Genomic DNA, 24,525 nt, shown 5'->3' with positions numbered 1-24,525 from the left:
ACGGTGCGGCCAACTGATAAGACGGTGCTTCCCGCTGTACTTCTTGGTATGCTCCTCTCCCTTTCCGGACCCATAATTCGATCGCATTCGGCTAAGTCTCCCTGATGGAAGCTATTTCTGAAATAAAAAGGACTACACCTGTCCGACGCCTGAGAGTCACAATCCTTGGTTTTATACTGGCTGCCCTGATAGCGGGGACCTGGATGTGGCGTAACCCGAGTGGCGCGATCGATGCGAAGAAGAAGACTTCGGAACCTACGCCGGTAATAACAGCGGTCATCAACCAGCAGAACGTACCGGTACAACTCGCTGCCAACGGTACCGTGTCGGCGCAGCAGATGGTGGCCGTGCGTCCCCAGCTGAGCGCAATGATCAGCGCCGTGCATATCAGGGAAGGTCAATTCGTTCGAAAGGGCGAGCCGCTTTTCACGCTCGACGCGCGCACTGAGGATGCCAATGTGCGCAGAACAGAGGGGCAACTGGCGAAGTCACGTGCCGATTTGAGAAATGCGGAACGTAATCTTGAACGCCAGCGGGAACTGTTCAGGCAGGATTTTATTTCGCAGGCGGCCCTGGATGTGGCGGAGAATCAGGTGGATGCGCTACGCGCCCAGCTTACAGTCGATGAGGCTACAGCTCAGGCGAATAGAATCGCCCGCGGCTTCAGCGAAATCACTGCCCCGATCTCTGGTCGTTCGGGCGCCATTTCGGTATATCAGGGCAGCTTGGTGCAGCCCAATGATGCTTTGGTGAGCATTACCCAGATCGATCCGATCAACGTCAGCTTCACCTTGCCGGAACGCGACTTCATACCTTTGCAGCAGGCTTTTGCGAAAGGCGAAGTGCCGGTAACCGTCGAGCTGAATGGGCCGCAAAAACAGACAAGAACGGGCCGCCTGATATTTATCGATAATGCCGTCGATACGGCAAGCGGTACAATTCGTCTCAAGGCAGAGTTTCCCAATGCCGACAGGCACCTGTGGCCAGGCATGTTTGTCATGGTGTCGCTCGCGCCGCAAACTTTGATCCATGCTCTGACGGTGCCGGTGCAGGCCGTGCAGAATGGACCGGAAGGAAAATTCCTGTATGTACTGGACGAAACCGGAAAGGTAAAGCCTTTTTCGGTCGAGGTGCGCCTGGTACAGGAAGGGGTTGCGGTAGTAGAGGGAAAGGCCATTACTTCCGGGATGCATGTGGTAGCGGAGGGGGCGCAGAATCTCCGTCCGGGCAGCGCCGTAACGGAGGCGAGTTCCATCAAGACTGGTGCCGGGGCAGCGGGTAGAAACTCCTGATGAGCAAATTGTTTTGGCAGGGCCGATCTGCAACAGCATGAAGTCAGCGCGATGAATCTCTCGGAACTGTGCATTCGCCGTCCCATCATGACGGTGCTGTTGTCAGCCTCGGCTATTCTCGCCGGCATTATGGCTTACGGTAATTTGCCTATTGCCGCCCTTCCCAGTTATGACTCGCCCACTATTTCGGTGGCAGCGGTATTGCCGGGCGCCAGTCCCGAGACAATGGCTTCCTCTGTGGCAACCCCACTGGAGCGGCAATTCTCGACGATCTCTGGTCTTTCGGTAATCAGTTCCACCAGCACGCTTGGCAATACTGCGATTACCCTGGAATTTGACCAGAAACGGGATATCGACAGCGCGGCAATTGACGTACAGGCGGCCTTGCTGCGAGCCGAGCGCGCTCTCCCGATCGAGATGACGTCACCCCCTTCGTATCGCAAGATCAATCCTGCCGACTCGCCCATCCTCTTTCTTACGCTGACATCGCCTTCGATGTCGTTGTCGGAACTGAACAGCCTTGCCGAAGACCTGATTGCTCCCACTTTATCAACGCTCTCGGGCGTTGCGCAGGTCCAGATCAACGGCCAGAAAAAATACGCCGTACGTATCCATGTCAATGCGGAAGCGCTTGCTGTCCGTAATTTGACGCTGGACGATATCGCCACTGCGCTGGGAACTGCCAACGCCAATACGCCGATAGGCACTCTCGAGGGACCGCGTCAGACGCTTACCATTCAGGCCAACCGCCAGCTCGGAAACGCGGCAGCCTTCGCGGATCTGATCGTAGCGACCTCTGATGCAGGGAACCCCGTGCGCCTCTCGGAAGTAGCGGAAGTTGAAGACAGCGTTCAGTCGGTCAAGACCGCAAGCTGGGCCAATGGGGAGCGGGCAATAACCTTGTCGGTGCAGCGCCAGCCGGGCGCCAATACAGTGGCGACCGTGGATGCCATAAAAGCCGCCCTGCCGGCGCTGGTCGCCCAAATGCCTTCGTCGGTGCAACTCAAGCTGACCAGCGACCGCTCGGTTTCGATTCGCGACTCGATTCATGATGTGCAGGTGACGCTGGCGGTAACGATCGTACTCGTTCTACTTGTGATTTTCCTGTTCCTGCGGAAGGCTTCCGCCACGCTGATTCCGGCGCTGTCGCTGCCGATCTCCCTGCTTGGAACCGTAGCGATGATGTATCTGCTCGATTACAGCCTGGACAATATTTCCCTGCTGGCAATCACGCTCGCGGTCGGCCTGGTCGTGGATGATGCCATCGTAATGCTGGAAAATATCGTTCGTCATATCGAGGAGGGGATGCCGCCCTTGCAGGCGGCTCTGGTGGGGTCGAAAGAGGTGAGTTTTACCATCATGTCGATTTCCCTCTCGCTGGTGGCCGTCTTCATCCCGATTTTTTTCATGCCCGGAGTAATCGGCCTGCTTTTTCATGAATTTGCAGGGGTAGTGGGCATCGCCATCATGATGTCGGCACTTGTCTCGCTCACGTTGGTGCCCGTGATGACAAGCCGGTATATCGTCCAGCACGAGTCCGAGGGCAGAAGCCTGAAGTGGACCGCCTGGTTCGAGCGGGGATTCATCCGTACCCTGGGAGTCTATGAACGCTTCCTCGATCTCGCGTTGCTTCATCGCCGTACCGTGCTCGGCATTGCCATGGGCACCTTCATTGCCACGGCAGGCTTGTTCGTGGTCTTGCCCAAAGGTTTTTTCCCTACGGAGGATATCGGACAGGCGCTGATCACCGTGGACGCGGTTGAAGACATTTCCTTTCCAGCCATGACAGAATTGTTGCAGCAAACGGGGGAAATCATGCGCGCCAATCCGGCTGTTGACACACTCATCGTCAATGCGACCGAAAGCAATAGCGCCCGGTTGTTCATGACCTTGAAGCCGCGGAGCGAACGGCCCCCTCTCAACAAGGTAATGGAAGATTTGCGGCGCGAGGTCAGCGCTATTCCTGGCGTCAACGTTTTCATCAATCCCATTCAGAATCTCAGGCTGGGAGGACGCACCAGCAAGAGCCGTTATCAATATGTCATGCGCAGTGTGCGCGCGGAGGAATTGCGCGGTGCGGCAGAGGGTTTGATGGCGCGCATGCGTGCCGATCCGATATTCCGCGATGTCACCAGTGATTCCCAGTTGAAGGGGCTGCAGGCGCAACTCAATATCAATCGTGACAAAGTCAATCTGCTGGGCGTGCAGATGTCCGATATACGTTCTCTGCTGTACAGCGCGTTTGGTGAGCGCCAGGTGTCGACGATCTATACCTCCAGCGACAGTTATCCGGTTATCCTGCAGGTAGCATCGGAGGACCGCGCCGACGAGAGTGCGTTCGATAAAATCTATCTGCGTGGCAAGAACGGCATGCTGGTGCCACTCTCCAGCGTTGCATCGGTTGAACGCCAGGTGGGACCCCTTGCGATCAACCACTCCGGCCAGCTCGAGTCGTTGACCATCTCGTTCAATCTCGCGCCCGGGGCCGCGCTGGGAGAAGCCTCTGTCCGAATAGAGAAGTTCAAGCGCGAACTGAATGTCCCCGCCAGCATTCTCACGAGCTATGCGGGGGATGCGGCAGCATTCCAGTCTTCACAGGCAAGCCAGGTGATACTCATCATCGGCGCATTGCTGGTCATCTATGTTTTGCTTGGTGTGCTGTATGAAAGCTATATCCATCCCGTTACGATCCTTTCAGGACTGCCATCGGCTGCAGTTGGAGCTTTGGGAATGTTATGGCTGTTCAATATGGAACTCTCGATCATCGCCATGATCGGCATCCTTATGCTGATCGGCATAGTTAAAAAGAACGCGATCATGATGATCGATTTCGCGCTCGATGCCCAACGCAACGAAGGGATGACACCTCAGGAAGCGATCAGGACCGCTTGCCTGCTGCGATTCCGGCCAATCATGATGACTACTCTGGCGGCCCTGATGGGTGCGCTTCCTATCGCCCTGGGATTGGGAGCAGGCGCGGAACTGCGCCAGCCGCTGGGTCTTGCCGTGGTGGGTGGACTACTGTTTTCTCAGGTGATCACCTTGTTCATCACACCGGTGATCTATCTATACCTGGACCGATACTCCGGCAAAGGACCATTGAAGCTCGAGACGGGGGACCTGGCGGGACAGCGGGCGTAGATCGTATTGGACGCCCACCCAAGTCGAACTGACAGGGAGCCGAAGAATCCGCCTATCCTCTGCAGGATTTCGATGATCATGAGAGTGTAATGCGAGTGCCCTTGATCCACGCCCCAGATCCAGCCCCAATAGTCACTGCCCAAGCATCAAAGGGGCGAGAACAATCAGAAAGAAAAAAATCGAGGAGGTTGAGTGCGGCGCTCCCCGATAAGTTCCGCGGCCTCGTCCTCCGAAATTGGAAGAAATACCCAGTTTGGGACTCGGGAGCGAGAACTAAATTTTCTCCGTATCATCGGACGGCGGTTATCAGGGTTTTCGCTATCGCCCCATGCGTGACGCCGTCAGCTTTACGTCAGCCTGCTCCCATGCCCTTTTGAAGCGCGCCTCAATAACTTCGGCTTCGGCTTCCTTTTTCTGGGCGCGCAGGGCCTGCAGCAGCCCGAAAAGAGTCCAACCACTGTCGCGATTGCGTTGCAGGTCGCTCCAGTAGACCGTCTCTGCTTCATCGGGATATCCGGCTTCAAGTAGGATCGCGCCCAGCGCGAGCCGCGGCGGATAGTGCCACTCAGCGGGTTCCGTGTAAACCAGAGCATCCTCGTAGCGGATCGCGCGTTCAAGATGCGCTATGGCCGAATCGAATTTACCGCGAGCGGCGTCAATTTCACCGGCCAGTACTTCCGGAGCAATCCTCAGCACGGTGCGCGGCGTATTCTTGGAGAAAAGCGCACCGTCCAGGCTCGGGTCTTTCATGATCTCGCGCAAGGTTCCCAGTTCCTGCTCGGCTTGGGAAAGACGCCCGGTTGCGACAAATGCGAGACCCCGGACATAATGCCAGCTCCCCTTGAGGAAGGCGTTCGTGACGGGAGGAGAGGGCTCATCGAGTATCTCCTGCCAGTGTCCGAACCTCGCGAGAGCCCAGTAGGGTGTCATGCGGAACACGGCAGTCAGGGGCATTTCCTTCAGCGTGGCATCGTCTATCCTGCTGGCGGTCTTGCGGGCGGATTCGATCGCCATTCTGCTTTGACCGTTTGCAGTGGCAGAAAACGAAAGAAAGTGGATGTTATGCGGGTAGTAGGCCATCGGGTACAGTCCCTGTGCCTGGCATTGAGCGATGTAGTCCTCGTCGGCCGCTATTGCCAATCGGTTGCTTTTTATCGCATCCCCATACCGTCCCACCCGCTGATAAATGTGCGACGGCATGTGTATCATGTGACCCGCTGCAGGCATCAGCGGGAGCAGGACATCCGCGGCTTTCTCCGCTCGCTCGGGCGTGTTCGTGGGCTCCATTAGATGAATTTGCATGTGCAATGCGGCGGGATGCGCGGGATGGCGGCGCAATACTTCCTCGGTCAGCGCCACGATTTCAGCCGTTCCCGCATGAGGATGGCCGTCCCGCATCCAGTATCCCCAGGGGCGGAGATCCATCACTGATTCCACATAGAGCATTGCGATATCAGGGTCAGCGGGAAAACGCCGATGGACCGTCCGCATTGCTTCAGCATAAGACTTGTCATTTGCCGCGCGATCCCCTGAATCGCCTGAATAACGTTTCTCCAGCGCTCTGATCAGTGCCTGTTCCCTTTCCGAGATCGACTCCATCAGCGATTTCGCCTTTTGCACCAGCTTCAAGGCATCGGGCTCATCGTTGGGATCCATGGGGGCATTGATGTTGGGGCCCAGTACCAGCGCCTGACCCCAGTATGCCATTGCCAGCGCGGGATCGAGTCGCGCGGCTTCGCGGAATGCGCGTCGCGCTTCGGCATGGTTGAAGCCGTAAGCCAGATTGATGCCCTGATTGATAAAGAGCTGTGCTCTTTTATTTGGCGTGCTGACTGGAAACGCATGATTGCCGAGGTTCTGCAACCTGGGGGCCAGTTGCCCATCCGGTCCTGGATGATTCGCCATGGGTGAAGCTTCATAATGCTTGTGGTTTGATCCCTGCGCCGCAGGGGTTCGGCTTTGCTCGCCCACAGCCGAGTCACGCGCTTCTGAGGACGGGCAAAAGACGCTTGTCCCAGCCAATACCAGTCCCATCATAAGGGAATTAAAAGCACGGGATTCCATGTACATCTCCTTAAAAGTATTTTTACAGTTGGGCGGATTGCTTACTCTATTGCTCGAATTCCGCGTTCTAGCAACGCTCTGCCGCGGTGGGATCGATTACAGACAGGATGCGGGAAACACGATTTGCAGGAAAATCGCCTTGTTCGGCGTGGGCTCGTATGGCCATCTCATCGGGTGCAATATAGATGCAGTAAACCTTGTTATCGGTCACATAACTTTCCACCCACTGAATCGGAGATCTCATGTTGGCTAGTACGTTGCATGATTTCTCAGAAATGGCTTGCAGATCCTGAGCGGTAAACGAACCTGCTTCGGGAATCTCACGTTCAATGATGAATTTGGGCATTTATACCTCTTGTTTCGATTAATAAATATATGACTGGTCGTCTTAATAAAAGAGAAAAAAATATTAGCCAGATGCAGGAGGCCTGAAAAAATCTCCGAGCAGATCCTGACAGCATTGCTTGACAGGTGCGGGCGATTTTTCGATCTTCGCTCTCAGCAAAGCTCCCTGCCAGGCATTTATTAATAAATCGGCCATCTCCACCGCTGATTTGTCTGTTCTGACCGTGCCTTGTTGCTGAGCCTTGACCAAGCCAGATTGCAGCAAATCCCGATACCGGGTAACAGCCGTCTGGAGGGATTGCTGGCAAAGAGGACTGGTATCACCTATCTCGCCCATTAGATTCCCAAGGAGGCAGCCACCCTTGAAATCGTTTTTCTCCAGCTCCGCGACAAGCTCATCAAAATAACACTGTATTGCACCCAGTGCGTCGGGCTCGGAGCGTTGTAAATGAGTGGTCAGCTGGGTGATAAAAGGATCGACGTAATGTTGGATAACCTTGGCGCCAAAATCCTCCTTGCTGTCGAAGTAATTATAAAAAGAGCCTTTGGGAATATTTACCGCATCCAGAATTTCCTGGAGACCAGTACCGTGGTAGCCCTGACGCATGAGCATGCTTACACCCTGATTCAACAGATTATCCCTGCTCGCTTCTTTTTTTGCAGATCGCGTCATGTATTAATAATACGACCGGTTGTCTTTTTTCGTCAACTGTTCTTTGCTATGTTCATGCTGAAGCAGATTAACGAACCTCATTCAGTCATACAGAAAAAAGAGACATCCTTTCTCATCCATTGAGTCAATGCTGTGCCCATAACATTCTCGTACGGAGTTCGGAGGCGGTGCGCACTGGCTTAGATCGACATGCTTCGGGCTGGGACGCGCAAGCCGCCAGGATCGCGGCGCAGAAAGCGAATGCGCCCGGCAAAATCACCGGAGGGCGTACAGCCGGCTCATCAGGAGAGCGAAGTGCTCGTCATGCGTACACCAAAGCAGTCGAGTGGGGATACGTCAACCTTCATCCGGTTAAAGCTGAGGTTCGAGTTGAGGATAAAAAGCCAGAACGCGCTACATTGAAGATTGGGAAATTGTTGAATACTGGCGTGGGAATCCAGGCAAAAGAAAGGCAGCGCGCGAGCAACGCGGGTTCTGGAGCATGAAGAACTGCTCTCACATGCGGGGGCGCGTACAATCGAGATAATTTATCGCCGCACACCAGACCGGGTTAAGCCATTGAATAGTAAACGAAGGAGTGAATAGCAAGAAAGGGGCTAGCAACCTTCGCTAGCCCCTTGATTTTGGCGCGCCCGGCAGGATTCGAACCCACGACCCCTTGGTTCGTAGCCAAGTACTCTATCCAACTGAGCTACGGGCGCTATGACTGGTAACTACTCTGGCATATCCAGTGCCGTGCGTGATTATATCAGACTGATGCACTTCCGAGTCAAAGCATTCCATCTGATCTTATCTTTGAAACACTGACTGGTCATATTCTGATGCATTTATCACCCGTTCATCGTACCACGAGTTTTCCCCCTGGCCTTCTTCCATGCACGAAGAGAGGAGCAAGCACCGGCTGGCCGTTCTCGTCCTCGAAGGATTCGCGAACCCTTGATATTTGTTAATATTCGGGTCATCAGTAGCCCCAAGTCAAAGGAGTTCAAAAAATGGCTATTACAGAACAGCAAATACAGGTCGCACTCAGGGAAATTACCGATCTCACCACGGGCAAGGATTACATAAGCACCAACGAGGCGCGCAATATCGTCATCGAGGGCAATAATGTATCGCTGGATATTGTGCTCGGTTATCCCGCAAAAAGTGTAATGGAGGATATTCGCGCTCAGGTGATTGGAAAGCTCAAAGCCATTCCGGGAATCGGGAGTGTAAATGCCAATGTTTCAAGCAAGATCGTTTCCCACGCAGTTCAGCGGGGAGTGAAGCTCATCCCGGGAGTCAAGAATATCATTGCCGTGGCCTCGGGGAAGGGCGGGGTGGGCAAATCCGCCACGGCAGTCAACCTTGCGCTGGCGTTGGCAGCCGAAGGCGCTTCTGTCGGGATACTGGACGCCGATATTTATGGTCCCTCACAACCGCAAATGCTGGGCATTACCGGCAGGCCGGAGTCTCCCGATGGCAAGACCATCGAACCGATGAGAGCGCATGGTATTCAGGCCATGTCCATCGGGCTTCTGATCGATGCGGAAACACCGATGGTGTGGCGCGGGCCCATGGTTACCCAGGCTCTGCAGCAGTTGCTGACTGATACCCGGTGGGAGGAAATAGATTATCTCATTGTGGACATGCCGCCGGGAACGGGCGATATCCAGTTGACACTTGCGCAGAAAGTGCCGGTGACAGGGGCCGTCATTGTTACGACGCCTCAAGATATTGCGTTGCTCGATGCCCGCAAGGGATTGAAGATGTTCCAGAAAGTAGGCATTCCCATAATTGGCATCATCGAAAATATGAGCACGCACATTTGCTCGAACTGCGGGCATGAAGAGCATATTTTTGGCACAGGTGGCGCGGAAAAAATGTGCAGGGATTACGATGTGGAATTGTTGGGAGCGTTGCCCCTCGATATAAAAATTCGCGAACATACCGATTCCGGAAATCCGACAGTCGTTGCAGAGCCTGACGGACGAATATCGGAAATTTATCGCAGTATCGCTCGCCGCCTCGCCATGAAAATCGACGAGTTGTCGTTGGACCATTCCGCGCTGTTCGCCAGGATTGTGGTTGAGGATACCTGATTCCGGAAATGGAAAGATGATCTCTGGAAGGAGGCGGGGAGGTTTGGCTGCTTTCCGTCTTCCCCCGCTTGTACATTCTGTTCACCTCGCATTCTTTTTTTCAACATGACAATCAAGTCGGATAAGTGGATTCGCCGGATGGCGATGGAGCACGGCATGATCGAGCCGTTCGAGCCGAACCAGGTCAAGCATGCCCCTGACGGACACAAGATCGTTTCATACGGCACTTCGAGTTATGGGTACGACATTCGCTGCTCGGATGAATTCAAGCTGTTCACCAATATCAACTCCGCCATCGTGGATCCTAAAAACTTCGATTCCAACTCCTTTGTCGACGTGAAAAGCAACATCTGTCTTATTCCGCCCAATTCCTTTGCGCTTGCCCGCACAGTTGAATACTTTCGCATTCCGAGAAATGTATTGACCATTTGCCTCGGAAAATCCACTTATGCCCGTTGCGGCATCATTGTCAACGTCACCCCCTTCGAGCCGGAGTGGGAAGGTTTCGTTACACTGGAGTTTTCCAATACCACACCTCTTCCCGCAAAGATTTACGCGAATGAAGGGGTAGCGCAGGTAATCTTTTTCGAATCTGACGAGATCTGCGAGACCTCTTACAAGGACAGGGGGGGGAAATACCAGGGGCAGCATGGGGTGACACTGCCAAAAATCTGAACACATCCGATCCTTCCCTCACAAGCCTGTCCCAAGCTTCTGAGGGGGTCTAAGGGCTTGTCCTGAACACCGTTCGATCCTCGATCCATCAACAGCCTCGAAGATCAGGGCGAGCGGCGATGAAAGATTCAGGGCAAACGATGGCCCTTTATCCATCCCGACTCAGGTAGAGAGATATTGATCGTTATGCAAGCTTCGGGCAACAGACAAAGCGGCACTTAACTTCGCCCGTCTACTTCACCCCTAGTATTTTCCTTATTTTGCAAAATCCCCAACTGCGGGAATACGATACGTCCAAGGGGAACTTCGGCGCCCACACAGGGTCTTTTCCACATTCAAAAAAACGCTTGATTCCGCCGGAATCAAGTCTATAATCCGCATTTTTTTAAGTTATCAAATCGAAGGACAGGAGGTCATCATGACAGGCAAAGCAAACTACTTCATCACGGCCGATCTGGTAAATATTCATACCCCCGTAACGTAGCGTCTTCAAAAGGAAGGGCGATCTCATGCAAATGCGTAATACCGCTCTACGGCAACCCGTAGAAGTAGAAGAAATATTCGACACTCACCCCGAAGTCAGCCTGGATTTTGAACACGTTCAGGCAGCCCTCAAACAGGGCTACAGCAAGCCATTCCTGCTGGTTGACAGTAATATCATCCGCAACAAGGCCCGAAGATTCAAAGCGGCCATGCCGCGCGTGCAGCCGCACTACGCGGTCAAGGCCAATCCTGATCCGCGCGTATTGAAAACGCTGATCGAGGAAGGCGTTGGGTTTGAAATTGCCTCCATTTCAGAGCTTGACCTCCTGCTCAGCCTGAATGTGCCTGCCGCGGATATTTATTACAGTAATCCGATGAAATCCCGGGCGTACCTGGAATATGCCGCAGCCAAAGGCGTGGAGTGGTATGTACTGGATAGTGTCGAGGAGCTACGCAAGATCGTCAGCGTGAAGCCGGATGCGAAACTGTATTTGCGGATCGATACGCCCAACATCGGGAGCGACTGGCCGCTTGCCGGCAAGTTCGGCACGCATGTGGCCGAGATCAAGGAGATTATTGACGAAGCCGCGAACCTTCAGGCTGATCTCGCCGGCGTGACCTTCCACGTCGGATCGCAATGCCGTAATCCGCAGAACTGGCGGGTGGGCATCGAGCGGGCAATCAAGGTATTCGCCGACATGCGCCAGGCAGGATTGTCACCGCGTTTGCTCAATATCGGCGGCGGCTATCCGGTGCGGCATGTCAAGCCCATTCCATCGATAGAAGTTATCGGTGAGGTCGTGAACGAAGCGATTGCGAACCTGCCGGAGAACATTCGCATCATGGCTGAGCCCGGGCGCTACCTCGTCTCGGATGCGGCCTATTTTGTCTGCCGCGTAGTAGGAACGGCCACCCGCAACGGCAAACGCTGGATGTATTGGGATGCAGGCGTCTTTGGGGGCGTGATCGAGGTCACGGAGGGTTTACGGTATGAAATTCTTTCTGATCGCACGGGACCGAGCATTCCCTGGTCTGTAGCAGGGCCAACCTGTGATTCGGTCGATATTTTGATGCGCGATGAACTCCTGCCGGAGGATATCGAGGAAGGCGATTTCATCTATATACCCAATGCCGGCGCTTATACGACAGCCTACGCCAGTAACTTCAACGGCTTTCCTTTGCCAGAGGTCGTCGTCCTGTAAGTCAATAAAATCAGGATTCCCGCTTGCCAGCCCGCTTCTCGACAAGCTGTTTCCGGGACGGTCAGGCAGCGCAATCGGACAATAATAATAAAAAAGGCGGGTCACAGTTATCTGTGGCCCGCCACTTTTTTTGCAGGAACGCTTGTCGGGAATCAGAGCCCGGAACTCAGAGTCGCTGAGCGCCTTGTTCCTGCTGACTCGCCATGCGATCGAGTGTGACAAAATGGTACTCCAGCCCACTGTCATCCACATGCTCTTCGCGCGAGACCTCCCACCAATCATTCCTGTCAAATTCCGGAAAATACGTATCACCCTCGAAATCCCTGTGGATCTCGGTCATATACAGGCGATCACATAGCGGCAGCATTTGCTGGAATATATCTGCACCCCCAATGACGAAACATTCGTTCCCTTGATCGGGATGCCCCTCTTCTCCGCTTCTTATCTGCTTGCAGGCGCTGAGCGCTTCTCCTATGGAGCTGACCACCAGTGCGCCCGGAACTTCATAATCAGGTTGTCTTGTGATAATGATGCTGGTGCGGCCGGGAAGAAGCCGGCCGATGGATTCATACGTCTTGCGTCCCATGATCATGGGATGCCCCATCGTAAGCTCCTTGAAATGCTTGAGGTCGTGCGGCAAGTGCCAGGGGATCGCGTTCTTATGACCGATGGCGCGATTTCGCGCCATCGCCACCAAAACGGAGAGTCGAGGTGTCATACTGCAATGGGTGCCTTGATTGACGGATGAGGGTCGTACCCTTCCAGGTTGAAATCCTCATACCGGAAGTCGAAAACGTTCCGGATTGCCGGGTTCAATTTCATGATAGGCAGTTTTTTCGGCCCCCGCTCCAATTGCTCGCGTGCCTGTTCCAGATGGTTGAGATAAAGATGCGCATCGCCAAAAGTATGGACGAATTCACCCGCGCGTAAATCACAGCTTTGCGCCAGCATGAGCGTAAGCAGAGCATAGGAGGCAATATTGAACGGAACGCCCAGGAAGATGTCAGCGCTGCGCTGGTAAAGCTGGCAGGAAAGCTTGTCCTCCGCCACATAGAACTGAAACAGCGCGTGGCACGGCGCCAGCTTCATTTCCTGCAGTTCCCCCACATTCCAGGACGATACCAGCATGCGCCGGGAATCGGGCGTGTTCCTGATCTGCTCGACTACCTGTTCGATCTGATCGATATGGCCTCCCTTCCCGTTCGGCCAGGAGCGCCACTGGCGGCCATATATCGGTCCCAGATCGCCATTCTCATCCGCCCATTCATCCCAGATGGAAACGTCATTTTCGTTGAGATACCTTATATTGGTATCCCCTTTCAAAAACCAGAGCAGTTCGTAAATGATGGATTTCAGATGCAGTTTCTTTGTCGTCAGCAGGGGAAAACCTTCAGACAGGTCGAAGCGCATCTGGTAGCCGAAAACGGAGAGAGTGCCTGTGCCGGTGCGATCGGATTTTTTTTGTCCGTGCTCCAGAACATGCTGCATGAGATCGAGGTACTGGCGCATCGAAGTCGGTATTGTCGGGCTGCGGAATTTAGTAAAAGGAAACGCCCCGAGTATAATGGACATTCTAACAGAATAAAGGTGATTCCATGCTTGCAGCGCTCACGCAGAAAAATGCTCCCCTCGCCTCCCTTGACGACGCAGGCAAAGTCACTCATATCCTGGTGGTATTGCCCGCCCGGCCCGAACCATCGGGTGAGCTCGATTTTTTCGGAAAAGATTTGCTGAGCGTCCTGTTGTCGCGGCGCAAAATGAAGGCGGAAGAAATCAGCGGAACGCCGGTTTCAGCCAATCTCCCGAGTGGCGAATTATGCGCGTGGGTGAGGGTCGATCCGATCAAGTCCGTGTTCGAGCAGCAAGTATCGATGCGTAAAGCCTTGCAGTTGTTACTGGAAGAAAGCCCTTCCGAAATAAGCGTTACCGTTTATGGCGACTCCGCCGAAAAGCGGATGGCGGCGCAACTGGCCCTCTACGCAGCATGGATCAATGGTTCGTTACTGCCATCGCGCAAAACGGGCAAAAAGGAGGAGAACTGCCGCGGGCTCGAACGAATCGTGCTGCACGGGCATGAGGAAGCGGATAATTTTGCCCTGTTGAAGGCCATGGCGGAAGGAAATCTGCTTACGCGGGAGCTTACGGTGTTGCCACCCAATGAGTTGACGCCGGGGCTCTACCGCAAGCGTATCCAGGAACTGGCAACAAGGGAAGGCTGGGACTATCAGGATTTCGATGTCAAAGCGCTGCGCGAGATGGGCGCCGGCGCTTTTGTCGCGGTTGCCCAGGGAAGCGATCCCGAAGACGCAGCCATAGTGCATGTGCGGCGGCGAATGAAAAAAGTGGACAAGACAGCCGCCCTGGTGGGCAAGGGTATCTGCTTCGATACCGGAGGGCATAACCTGAAGCCGGCACGTTACATGCATGGTATGCACGAGGACATGAATGGCTCCGCTGTTGCCCTGGGCATACTGTTGGCTGCAACCCGCGCCAACCTCCCCGTGAATATCGATTGCTGGCTTGCCATCGCACAGAACCATATCAGCCCGCATGCCTACAAGCAGAATGATGTCATCAGGACGCTCAATGGGACTACTGTAGAGATCGTCCATACGGATGCCGAAGGACGAATGGTGCTCGCGGACACCCTGACGATGGCAGCGAGAGAGAAGCCCGATATTATGATGGATTTCGCAACGCTGACAGGAAGCATGCACGTGGCGCTGGGATCGCGCTACAGCGGCATTTTCAGCAATCGCGAAGAGTTGATGCAGAAGGCGTTGACAGCAGGGAGGGTAACAGGCGAACGGGTCTGGGGATTTCCCCTCGATGCGGATTATGATGTTGAACTGGAAAGCAAGATTGCCGATGTGAGGCAGTGCACCCTGGAGGGCGACGCCGATCATATTCTCGCCGCCAGATTTCTCAATCGCTTCGTGGATGACGTTCCCTGGCTGCATATGGACCTTTCCGCGAGCAATCACAAGGAAGGACTGGGTGCGGTGGCAAGCCCGGTGACCGGGTTTGGTGTGGCGTGGGGCGTGGAGATGCTCAGGGTCATGTTTTCAGGCTCCCTTTGACCTTTAACAGGAATAGTGGATATAGATCCTATCTTGTTCCCGCTTATCGAAATTGTTCGGATACATGCCCCTTTCTGATTGAGCGGGTTTTGCAGGCCCACATGCGACCAATATAAAAAAATGGTTCTTCCGCCTGCTGTTACGCTTCACGACCAGAAGCTGAAACTTTTGTATTTCCTGCGAAAAGGAGGATCAGAACATGTCCGACCCTACCATACAGAATCGCGCTGCCGGCGCCGTCATGGGCGCTTTTATCGGGGATGCCCTGGGCCTCGGTCCTCACTGGTACTACGATCTGGCAGTGCTCCGGCGTGACTACGGCGACTGGATCACGACTTATACCGATCCCAAGCCCGGCCGCTACCACAGTGACCTCAAGGCAGGCCAACTGTCACAGACGGGTATCATTCTCCGGCTCATGCTGCGCTCGCTCGTCGAGCGCGGCGGCTATGACGAAGCGGATTTCTGCCAGCGGATGGATGAGGAAATATTCCCATTTCTTAACGGCATGCCCGTGAACGGCCCTGGCGGCTATACCCAGCAGTCGATTCGAGACACCTGGCGCAAGCGTGTTCAGGAGAATCAGCCATGGGGCCAAACGGGAGGTCAGGCCGATACCACTGAAGCAATAGGTCGCACGCTGGCCCTGGCGGTCCGTTACGCCTTTCAGCCACAAGAGATGGCGGCCGTTGTCTCCAGCAATACCCGGCTTACCCAGATCGACGGTACTGTGGTTACCCTGACTGTCGCGTACGGATCGGTACTGAGTCTCCTGGTACAGGGACACCAGCTCAACAGGAGTCTTTCCGGCAAGCTCATGCGATTGGCAAGGGCGGGAAAATTGCCTTTTCATACGATGGCACATACCGACTTGCAGCCGCCCCAAGAAGACCTTCCCTGCGAAAGTGGATATTCCGTCTCTCCGGACGCTCTGCTCACACCCTCATATATAGCGGCAGCTGCGCTAGACCCGGATATCCGGATAGAACCGGCATGGAAAGTCTCCATCGTTTATGGCATGACCTGTGCCATTTATCATCAGCTTCCCGCAGCCTATCATCTCACTGCCCGTTTTCCGAATGATTTCGAATCGGCTGTGCTCCACGCAGTGAATGGCGGTGGCGAAAACCAGGCGCGTGCCGCTTTGACCGGTGCGCTCGTTGGAGCCCAGGTCGGTCTGTCGGGAATACCCCGGCGCTTTCTCGATGGCCTGTATGAAGGCGAGGCACTCCAGAGCCTTGCGATGGATCTGGGATCGAAAGTGGGGACTTCAATCGGCGAGGGAAAAAGCTGAAAACGGGAGGAACGCTGGAAATCCACGATTCTTCTTGAAAGCCCAACCTCACGCAGCCGGCGGAATACCTTGAAGAATGAAACCGCTACACAATCTTCAGCACTATCTTGCCCAGAGTATGCCCCGCTTCGATCAAACGATGCGCTTCGGCGGCTTCCGTCAGAGGCAGCGTGCGGCTGACGTGAATCTTGAGAATACCTTGTTCGAGCAGTCTTGCACCTTGTTCAAGTATGCCGGTTTGGACTACACGCGCCGAATGTAAACCGAAATAAAGGGGAGCAGTCATTTGCACATAGCCGATGCTCAGGTTGCGCAGTCGGGCAGTATTGAGCTGCTTTGCATCACAGACCGTTGAAAGCAGCGATACCACCCTGCCATACAGCCGGATGGCGGAGAAGGATTTGCAGAACGTCTCTCCACCGACAGTATCCAGAGCGAGGTTCACACCCAGTCCCTCCGTCCATTCGAGCGCAGTGTCCACAAAGTCATTTTCGCGATAATCGATTGCAAGCTCGGCTCCCAGGGATTGCACGAAGGCAGCCTTTTCCTCGCTCGAAATTGTCGTTGCAACCCGGGCCTTCAGGTATCGGGCAAGCTGGATGGCAATATGACCCACGCCACCCGCGCCGGCATGAATCAGCGCAATCTGGCTCCCCTTGAGATTGCCACGCTTTATCAGTGCTTCCCAGGCGGTAATCAGAGCCAACGGAACAGCGGCTGCTTCCACCATTGACAGATTCCCAGGTTTCAATGCCAGATAATCTTCATGCACTACCGCATATTCCGCATAGTTTCCGGGCGCTCCGCCCAAACCGTTATTGAAAAAGAAGACTTCATCGCCTGCGCGTACCCGGGTCACTGAACTGCCAACGGCTTCAACCACACCCGCCCCATCACATCCGAGAATGGACGGAAGCCTGTCCGGGTAATACATATTGGCCTTGCGCACCTTGGTATCGATCGGGTTTACGCCCGCCGCGTGCAACTTTACCCGCACATCAAATGCGCCGGCAAGATCGGGCATGGGAACGTCGGCAGGTGTCAACACCTCTGGTGCACCCGGAGCATTCATCAGTATCGCTTTCATGATTTCCCTTTATTCTTCTTTCTGGATGGCTGATCAACAATACGCGTGCGATCCTCGGCTACGAGTGGAACAGGAATGAAAGGCGTAGCGGAGGACGGTAAGGCTATGGGGATATGTTAAACTTCGAGCCTCGATTTGGCTAGAAAAGTGAAATGTCCGGCAATACCTTTGGCAAACTGTTTTGCGTGACGTCTTTCGGGGAATCCCATGGCCCTGCCTTAGGATGCGTAGTGGATGGTTGTCCCCCGGGAATGGAACTGTCCGCTGAGGATATCCAGCAGGATCTTGATCGGCGCAAGCCCGGCACCTCCCGGCACGTAACCCAGCGGCGCGAGCCCGATACGGTGGAAATTCTTTCGGGCGTGTTCGAGGGCAAGACTACGGGAACACCGATCGCGTTGTTGATTCGCAACGAAGATCAACGCAGCAAGGACTACAGCAAAATCATGGATACTTTCCGCCCCGGGCACGCGGACTATGTTTATTGGCAAAAATACGGCATACGCGATTACCGGGGAGGAGGACGTTCATCCGCGCGCGAAACCGCCGTGCGGGTGGCGGCAGCAGCCATAGCAAAAAAATGGCTGCGTGCAAGATATGGAGTGGTAATAAGAGGTCATATGGCGCAACTGGGACCTGTCGAGATTCCATTCAAACAATGGGAAGCAGTGGGTGAGAATCCCTTTTTTTCGGCTGACCCGGACATCGTGCCCAGCCTGGAAGAATTCATGGACAAACTGCGGAAATCGGGCGACTCGGTGGGCGCCAGGATTCGTGTGGTTGCCGAAGGTGTGCCCGTGGGGTGGGGCGAACCTGTATATGATCGCCTCGATGCCGAAATCGCCTATGGCATGATGAGCATCAACGCCGTTAAAGGCGTCGAAATCGGAGCTGGATTTGCTTCTGTAAGTCAGAAGGGAACGGAGCACTCCGATGAAATCAGTCCCGGGGGTTTTCTCAGCAATAATGCGGGAGGCATATTGGGCGGGATTTCCACCGGTCAGGATATCGTGGTGAATATCGCCGTCAAGCCCACTTCAAGCATACGTCTGCCGCGCCGCTCAGTAGACAAGATGGGCAATCCGGCAATAGTGGAAACTCATGGAAGACATGACCCCTGTGTCGGTATCCGGGCTACGCCCATTGCGGAAGCAATGCTGGCGCTGGTATTGATGGACCATGCGCTGCGCAATAGGGCACAAAACGCGGATGTTGCGTGCACAACTCCAAAAATTCCCGGCCACACTGGCCCTAGGGAAGGTCAGGAAGAGGGCCCGTCAGATAGCGAGCCAAAAGTGGAGTTTGCGGATGATCCCGAGCCGGATGAAGCGTGAAAGATGAGTGTGCTGCAAAAGATGGCGAGGGCGGGTGCGAGACCAAAAGCTTGTTTTCTTCATGCATTCCCGGCATGCCAGAGCACGGCTTCCGTCACATCTTCGCGAAATCGCTGAACGATGTGTCATAAGCGGGAGAAGGCGTTCCAATCAAAAATCCCTGGGCATAGTCGATCTGCATTTTCTCAAGGATTGAAAAGGTCGCTGCATTTTCCACGAACTCCGCCGTTGTCTTCTTTCCGAATCCCCTTGCCACATCGCACAAAGCCTGCACCAGTATTTGGTCATCGGGGCTGTCTGCCAGATTTCGTATGAAGGAGCCATCGATCTTTACAACATCGATCGGCAGTTGCCGGATGTAATAGAAGGAGGAGAAACCGACACCGAAATCATCCAGCGTGAAACTGCAGCCCAGCTTTTTAATCATCTCCATGAGTTCCCGCGCCGCGGGCAAATCCTCAAGCGCTGCTGTCTCGGTTATTTCAAACATGAAATTCGATGGATCCGCGCCATACTCGGCAAATGCATCTTTCAGTATCGGCAGCAGTTCCGGATCGTGAAATGCATGCGCCGACAAGTTTATGGAAAAACGGATGCACTGACCGGCGCGTTGTATTTCAGCTGATTGCGCAATGGATTTACGTAAAACCATATGGTCGATGGCATGAATAAGACCTGTCTGTTCCGCGGCGGGGATGAAAAACTGGGGTGCAAGAACAGTTCCATCATTGTCGATCATGCGAAGCAGCACCTCGTAATGATCGATGGTCCTGCGTCGAACATGCATGATGGGCTGGAAATAGAACAGGAAACGTTCGTGTGAAAGAGCATACTCAATCTTCTCCTTCCAATAGACAAGAGTATGCATGCGTTCACGTGTTTTCTCTTCGTCAGAAAACAAATGCCATCCTCCTCGTCCGGCTTCCTTTGCCTGATACATGGCGAGATCGGCTGCGGCCAGGAGATCATGGACATTGCTGCCGTGCTCCGGAAAAAGTGCGATACCGACGCTGGCTGACGCTTTATGAGTGCGACCATTTATCGTAATCTTTCCCTGATTCAGGCTCGCAAGCGTATTTTTTGCCACTTCTATCGCCCCTTCGGCTGTCGTTTGGGGCAAAATCACTGCGAATTCATCGCCTCCCAGGCGGCCAAGTATGTCGACGCTGCGAATATTGCCAAGCAGCAGACGCGCGACCATTTTAAGCAAGGCATCCCCCGCCTGATGCCCGCTGGTATCGTTGATGTATTTGAACTGATCAAGGTCAAAAAAGAGCAAGGCTCCCGAGTACCCGTAACGCGCGGCAAGATTCAGCATCTGTTCCAGTTCTTCCTGGAAGCGGCGGCGATTGAAAAGATCCGTGAGCGGATCATGATCCGCCAGCCAGGCAAGACGCCCTTCAGCACGCTTGTGTTCCGTCATGTCGAGACCCACCGATAACATTGCGGGGTCATCCTCGCTGTGCCGGGTGAGGCGTGAATGCAGCCACAGAATATTACGAATGGAAGCATCCTTGCATACGACATTCGCTTCGTGCCGAAGCTGGTCTCTTCGTTGGCACCGCACCTCTTCCAGGTGAACGGGAAGGTCGTGCAGATTTCCATCGAGTGCCAGAAGATGGAGAAAGGGCGTTCCCTGCAGTTCTTTTTCCGTATACTGAATAAGCGTTTCACCATAGGCATTGAGTGTGAGAATCTCGCCATCCGCCTTTTGCGTGATTACGATTACTTGCGCAATGTCCAGCAGATTGTTAATGAAATCCCTCTCCTTGCTTAGCTCGTCCATCTTGCTGGCCAGTATACGGGTCCTGTCCGCCACCTGATCCTCGAGCTTCTCCAGTTGATGTGACAGGGCCACCGCTGTTTCATCCAGCAGGTCAATTTCATCTTTCATCCATCGTTTCTGGCCGGCAGAGCGAAGCTCCAGGCGAAAATTCTTGAAACTGCTGCGGGCCAGAAGAGGGAGAGTAAAAACGATGTGCTTGAGCCTCGACAGTGGCTTGGTGAGAATGATGAACAGCAGTATTTCAGAGAATATGAGCCCGACCACGCCGATTATCATGTTTTGCTGGGTCGAGCTGTGAATGGTGCGGATCGTGGAGGTGATGTCAGTTACAACCATGAAGCGAGCACCATCTTCCGACACGGCCATTCTCTCCAGAAACAGCGGCTTTATCTGGAGGTGTCTATCGTGCCACGAAACCAGGATGCCCTCCTCCAGACTCTCCAGGTCCGGATAATTCGCTGCAACTTCATCCAGAACAGTAATGTTCATTTCCCTGCTGTGTGCCGCAAGCGTGACATCCCAGTTTGCAATTTTCACCTTGTTGCTTTCGGGCAAATCGCCTTTTTCCCTCACCAGCAATGCGATATCGGCACCCGAGATATCCTTGAAACCCAGAATCACATCGACCAGGGGCGTTCCGATGACGATCACGCCGACGTTGTTACCTTCCACGAGCAAGGGTGCCACGGCAAACTGCATGCAGCTGGTGGGGCAGCTGAGATGGCTCATCGGCTTTTCCTGGGCATTCACCTCGTGCACCCAGGCTGACATCAATGCGTCGTAAGTATTAGGCTGGGAAGTTCCCCATCCTGCCAATTGCTGGTTTGAGCTATCGTAAAAACGCAGCAATTCGATACCTTTATTGAGTTGCAAAGGCGACCAATATGGATCAAATGCTTGGGTGACGTATTCCTTGTTACCTGAGAGCAGACTTTTATCCATTCCTTCCAGGAAAGGAATCAATCCGGCGAGTTGATGCAAATTTATCGAAACCTGGTCGATCAGTCCTTCAACTTCCTTGGCATAGCGCTGGTGCTGGGCATTTCTCTGGCTCTCGAAGTCATCCATCAGGCTCAGATAGGTAATCCCAGTGAATGAGACTACGATGGCAATCAGTATAAGGCTGCTCAGCAACAAAACTTTCCATTTCAGTCCCAGAAATTTTTGGGGCTTTTCAGGTGCTATCGCTCCATTTCTCTGCATAGCCTGATTATGAAAATACTTATCCTGCAGCATGTCTAGAACCGGTAGGAGCCGAGAATGGAAAACAGATTCCAATGCGGTGAAAGGTCTCCCGAATTGGGATTGTCAAGAGTCGAAAGCCAGCCTGTTCCGTTCACGCGGTGATACTCGGCGCGCAACATGAACTCAGGCGTGACGTTCCAGCGCAACCCTACGGTAATGTCTTTAGCAAACCGCCGATGCGGATCGCCGCCTGTAGCCGCTGCCCATTTTTTTCCGCTGCGGTCATTACTGTCCGTATACAGTACGTCGTAGCGAGCGATCGCTTCCAATTCCGGCGTGATTCGATAAGCTCCCTGAAGGTAATAGCTTTCGCCAAAGAAATCCAGATTGAGGGCCGCCCTGCCAAAATTTTTATATTCGAAATGGCGTATCGCGTATTCCGAAGTGAAACTCCAGCGTTCTGCGTTATATTGCGCGGAGAAAATGAGAGGTGTAAAGCGAATTGAGCCCGCGCCAAGCCGGTCCCCGCTTGCGGGGTCATAATCTATGTTCAAATTCGTTCCGCTGACTGCAAAACGAAGCCGGCCCTCGTCGAGTTCGTAGCTTATACGGCCAATATAGGAGATGTCTGGAGCAAGATGGCCTGGCATCCCCTGGCCCAACAGCGCTACTTCTGCTTCAGCACCTCTGACTAGTGGACGTACCGGTCCACCCTGAAAAGACAGGACGCCGTGCTCGAAACGGTATTCACCGTATAAATGTACCCCATCTGCTGCAATCCCCAATTTGCGCGTGCGATCGAAGTAGATGGATTGAGGTAAAAGTATGCTGGGCCGCGTGAAGGGAACGTCGCGTGTGTCGTTGTAAAAGCCGAGCGGATTCTTCATCCTGCCCAGGCGTATTCCTATCTTGCTGTTTTCTTCCGATAGAAACGCATAATCGATGAATCCGTAATCGAACCGGATATTGCCCGGACTTCCTTTTCCCGCAGTGCGGGAAATCATCTGAGCCGAAAACTGGAGGTTGGGCTTGGGCCTCATGGAAGCATTCAGTCCCAATTCCCTGAAGTCAAAACTTCCACTATCGGAACTGCTTTTCCCGAAAACGTTATTGTTGTCCGTGCTCTTGAGCCAACTCTGGCTAACAAAACCATGTATTTGCAGGTTGTTCGGCAGGTTCTGGGGAATCGGCAGTTTTTGCGCGTAAGCAATACAATTCGAAAGGGCAGCACCCACCACGACGAGCCGGATAATCGCTCGCGTCAAACAGCGGGGAATGGGGTTACTTGACGTGTAGAACATTTACACTGCCATCCATTCTGGATCGGGTTAAATAGCCAATTGCTCCGGGTGTGCTACCGACTTTTGCAAGCATCTCCTCTGGAGAAGCGACTGTTTCCGGTGCCTGTCCTGTACCCGAGAACACCAGCCGGTCCCATGCTGCGCGGAGTTGATAGGGAAAAACATTCAGTTTTTCCTTGGAGAACGCGATGTGCAGGGGGGCTTCATCCGGAAGTACGAACACATGAATGGGACTGCCGTCCGGCCATGTATGCAGGCGCATGCCGAATATGGCGCGCAAGGCGTTCTTGGAAAGGGTTTTTTCGTGGACGCCCGAGTTCGTGATGATCTCGTAGGGCTCGACTGCGCACGTTTTACCCGCCATGAATAAAAGGCCGAGTAGCAGGCATATAGACGAAATCAGATGACCGATTTTTATTTTAATTGTCACAATTTTTACTCACCCGACAGGAATATGCGTGCTTGAATGGTTTGAGCAGTCTTATCCTTGCGGGGATCGAGTGTTTGGACTTTCGGAATGAGAACTAGCGATAGACGATAACTCGCGAAGGCGGGCTAGATGAAGGGCCGCGAATATGCGATTATTATTTTTCAATATCAGCAAGAACGGTGGAGATAGGTACTGGAGCCGACCCTGGAGGTGCTGGCAGGCTCCTGCCGAAATCAGTAACAAGTTCCCAAATCAGAGGATGACTTTCATGCATTCTGTTCAACATGGCGGACAAGTCGACGTGATAAGGTCGACGCTGACCGTGATGCTCAATCAATGGGCCCACGGGATCGTGCTGGAGCCCATAGAGGGTTAACAGCCTGTTCAGGGCAGGGTCCATGATCGATAGCCAATGAGTTATGTGATGAGCAGCGGACATGCGGATCAGGCCAACAGCAAGCGCGAGGACCGGGTGAGGGAAGCGGCGTGGTTTTTCTATAGCTCTGTCTTCAACAACTATTTCATTTTCTGGCCCGCCGCTATCCCCTTTACGCCGCCTGAATCGGCGTACGACGAGCAGGCGAGATACTTCGGCTGCATGTTGCCGAGGTAACCGGTTGATATTGAAAAATGGATCCAGTTGCGCATGCTGTTCGATAGGAAAGGGTTTTTCGGGAGTCAGCGGATCCGGGAGTATCAGGCGAGCGGTTCCGACAAAATCGCCGGATGGACGGTGACGAAGAAGCATATGAGAGGAATGAGCATCGTAACTGTCACATTCGCACCCATCAGGATAGCGTGAAGCTTCAAATCCAGGCAGACGCTGCTCGATACAGAGCACTTGGTAACGAAGGCGAAATACATCCTGCAATCGCTCCGGAGTGTCGGCGTCGACAACTTCGAAATATTCGTTAAAGGCGGTCACAATATCGTTCATCTGGATGAGCTCAAGCAACTGTAATTCAAGTCGAAAGAATTTAAAATCGCCCCCGGAGGGGATAATTCGAGCGGCGTGCCAGCAGGGATTTTCGTCAGAATATCCTTGCTTTCCCGGTAGAATCTCGTTGTTTTC

Annotated in this window: 19 protein-coding genes and 1 tRNA gene; 9 read left to right on the top strand and 11 right to left on the bottom strand. The window is 53.8% G+C overall.

What is annotated here, in order from left to right; genetic code table 11:
* Window positions 1-104: 104 nt before the first annotated feature.
* Window positions 105-1,292 carry an efflux RND transporter periplasmic adaptor subunit gene (locus tag NMUL_RS10320; RefSeq protein WP_041352549.1) on the top strand — a complete coding sequence of 396 codons (1,188 nt, stop codon included), beginning with the start codon at window positions 105-107 and terminating at the stop codon, window positions 1,290-1,292.
* 51 nt (window positions 1,293-1,343) lie between these two features.
* A complete protein-coding gene (locus NMUL_RS10315) occupies window positions 1,344-4,433 on the top strand; it encodes an efflux RND transporter permease subunit (RefSeq protein ID WP_011381285.1) in 3,090 nt (1,029 codons plus the stop codon).
* A 318-nt stretch (window positions 4,434-4,751) separates the two neighbouring features.
* Here NMUL_RS10315 and NMUL_RS10310 read toward each other — a convergent pair whose 3' ends face one another.
* The 3 genes from NMUL_RS10310 to NMUL_RS10300 form a co-directional block, all read right to left on the bottom strand.
* Window positions 4,752-6,497 (bottom strand): tetratricopeptide repeat protein, encoded by a 1,746-nt coding sequence (locus NMUL_RS10310; protein ID WP_011381284.1) that lies wholly within the window; start codon window positions 6,495-6,497, stop codon window positions 4,752-4,754.
* 67 nt (window positions 6,498-6,564) lie between these two features.
* Window positions 6,565-6,843, bottom strand: a complete 279-nt coding sequence (locus NMUL_RS10305) for a DUF4242 domain-containing protein (RefSeq protein ID WP_011381283.1) — start codon at window positions 6,841-6,843, stop codon at window positions 6,565-6,567.
* A 63-nt stretch (window positions 6,844-6,906) separates the two neighbouring features.
* On the bottom strand, window positions 6,907-7,473 hold the full coding sequence (locus tag NMUL_RS10300) for a TetR/AcrR family transcriptional regulator (RefSeq protein ID WP_238529804.1): 567 nt from the start codon (window positions 7,471-7,473) through the stop codon (window positions 6,907-6,909).
* A gap of 209 nt (window positions 7,474-7,682) precedes the next feature.
* On the opposite strand from NMUL_RS10300, the gene NMUL_RS16090 reads away from it, so the two are divergent.
* Window positions 7,683-8,000: a hypothetical protein gene (locus NMUL_RS16090; protein ID WP_041352548.1), complete on the top strand. Its 318-nt coding sequence runs from the start codon at window positions 7,683-7,685 to the stop codon at window positions 7,998-8,000.
* 139 nt (window positions 8,001-8,139) lie between these two features.
* Here the strand turns inward: NMUL_RS16090 and NMUL_RS10290 are convergent.
* Window positions 8,140-8,216: transfer RNA gene (locus NMUL_RS10290), tRNA-Arg, on the bottom strand.
* A 291-nt stretch (window positions 8,217-8,507) separates the two neighbouring features.
* Between NMUL_RS10290 and apbC the strand changes: the two genes are divergently transcribed.
* The 3 genes from apbC (at window position 8,508) to NMUL_RS10275 (ending at window position 11,956) form a co-directional block, all read left to right on the top strand.
* Window positions 8,508-9,596: an iron-sulfur cluster carrier protein ApbC gene (apbC, locus tag NMUL_RS10285; protein ID WP_011381281.1), complete on the top strand. Its 1,089-nt coding sequence runs from the start codon at window positions 8,508-8,510 to the stop codon at window positions 9,594-9,596.
* Between the two features lie 105 nt (window positions 9,597-9,701).
* Complete coding sequence (gene dcd / locus NMUL_RS10280; protein WP_011381280.1) at window positions 9,702-10,271, top strand: dCTP deaminase; 570 nt, start codon at window positions 9,702-9,704, stop codon at window positions 10,269-10,271.
* Between the two features lie 509 nt (window positions 10,272-10,780).
* Window positions 10,781-11,956, top strand: coding sequence for a type III PLP-dependent enzyme (locus tag NMUL_RS10275; protein WP_011381279.1), 1,176 nt, complete (start codon window positions 10,781-10,783; stop codon window positions 11,954-11,956).
* Between the two features lie 166 nt (window positions 11,957-12,122).
* Here the strand turns inward: NMUL_RS10275 and NMUL_RS10270 are convergent, their stop codons facing one another.
* Together NMUL_RS10270 and NMUL_RS10265 are read right to left on the bottom strand one after the other, a co-directional pair.
* Window positions 12,123-12,674 (bottom strand): dihydrofolate reductase, encoded by a 552-nt coding sequence (locus NMUL_RS10270; protein WP_011381278.1) that lies wholly within the window; start codon window positions 12,672-12,674, stop codon window positions 12,123-12,125.
* On the bottom strand, window positions 12,671-13,465 hold the full coding sequence (locus NMUL_RS10265; protein ID WP_011381277.1) for a thymidylate synthase: 795 nt from the start codon (window positions 13,463-13,465) through the stop codon (window positions 12,671-12,673). Before NMUL_RS10265 ends, NMUL_RS10270 begins: the two co-directional genes overlap by 4 nt.
* Before the next feature lie 86 nt (window positions 13,466-13,551).
* On the opposite strand from NMUL_RS10265, the gene NMUL_RS10260 reads away from it, so the two are divergent.
* Window positions 13,552-15,036 (top strand): M17 family metallopeptidase, encoded by a 1,485-nt coding sequence (locus NMUL_RS10260; protein ID WP_011381276.1) that lies wholly within the window; start codon window positions 13,552-13,554, stop codon window positions 15,034-15,036.
* A 199-nt stretch (window positions 15,037-15,235) separates the two neighbouring features.
* Window positions 15,236-16,330: an ADP-ribosylglycohydrolase family protein gene (locus NMUL_RS10255; protein WP_011381275.1), complete on the top strand. Its 1,095-nt coding sequence runs from the start codon at window positions 15,236-15,238 to the stop codon at window positions 16,328-16,330.
* Between the two features lie 85 nt (window positions 16,331-16,415).
* Here the strand turns inward: NMUL_RS10255 and NMUL_RS10250 are convergent, their stop codons facing one another.
* Window positions 16,416-17,417, bottom strand: a complete 1,002-nt coding sequence (locus NMUL_RS10250; RefSeq protein ID WP_011381274.1) for a zinc-dependent alcohol dehydrogenase family protein — start codon at window positions 17,415-17,417, stop codon at window positions 16,416-16,418.
* 152 nt (window positions 17,418-17,569) lie between these two features.
* Here NMUL_RS10250 and aroC point away from each other — a divergent pair, with 152 nt between their 5' ends.
* Window positions 17,570-18,751: a chorismate synthase gene (gene aroC, locus NMUL_RS10245; RefSeq protein ID WP_011381273.1), complete on the top strand. Its 1,182-nt coding sequence runs from the start codon at window positions 17,570-17,572 to the stop codon at window positions 18,749-18,751.
* A 94-nt stretch (window positions 18,752-18,845) separates the two neighbouring features.
* Here the strand turns inward: aroC and NMUL_RS10240 are convergent, their stop codons facing one another.
* The 4 genes from NMUL_RS10240 to NMUL_RS10225 form a co-directional block, all read right to left on the bottom strand.
* Window positions 18,846-21,671 (bottom strand): bifunctional diguanylate cyclase/phosphodiesterase, encoded by a 2,826-nt coding sequence (locus tag NMUL_RS10240; RefSeq protein WP_238529803.1) that lies wholly within the window; start codon window positions 21,669-21,671, stop codon window positions 18,846-18,848.
* 104 nt (window positions 21,672-21,775) lie between these two features.
* Window positions 21,776-23,023, bottom strand: a complete 1,248-nt coding sequence (locus NMUL_RS10235) for a porin family protein (RefSeq protein ID WP_011381271.1) — start codon at window positions 23,021-23,023, stop codon at window positions 21,776-21,778.
* Entirely contained in the window at window positions 23,004-23,453 is a 450-nt protein-coding gene (locus NMUL_RS10230) for a type 2 periplasmic-binding domain-containing protein (protein WP_011381270.1), read from the bottom strand. The genes NMUL_RS10235 and NMUL_RS10230 overlap by 20 nt, the downstream gene beginning before the upstream one ends.
* 154 nt (window positions 23,454-23,607) lie before the next feature.
* Window positions 23,608-24,408, bottom strand: coding sequence for a PEP-CTERM/exosortase system-associated acyltransferase (locus NMUL_RS10225; RefSeq protein WP_238529802.1), 801 nt, complete (start codon window positions 24,406-24,408; stop codon window positions 23,608-23,610).
* Window positions 24,409-24,525: the final 117 nt, after the last annotated feature.

Origin of the sequence: Nitrosospira multiformis ATCC 25196 (assembly GCF_000196355.1) — a bacterium.
Classification (GTDB): Bacteria; Pseudomonadota; Gammaproteobacteria; order Burkholderiales; family Nitrosomonadaceae; genus Nitrosospira; species Nitrosospira multiformis.
Note: the sequence above shows the minus strand (reverse complement) of the source record. Positions and strands in the feature narration are given on the sequence as shown.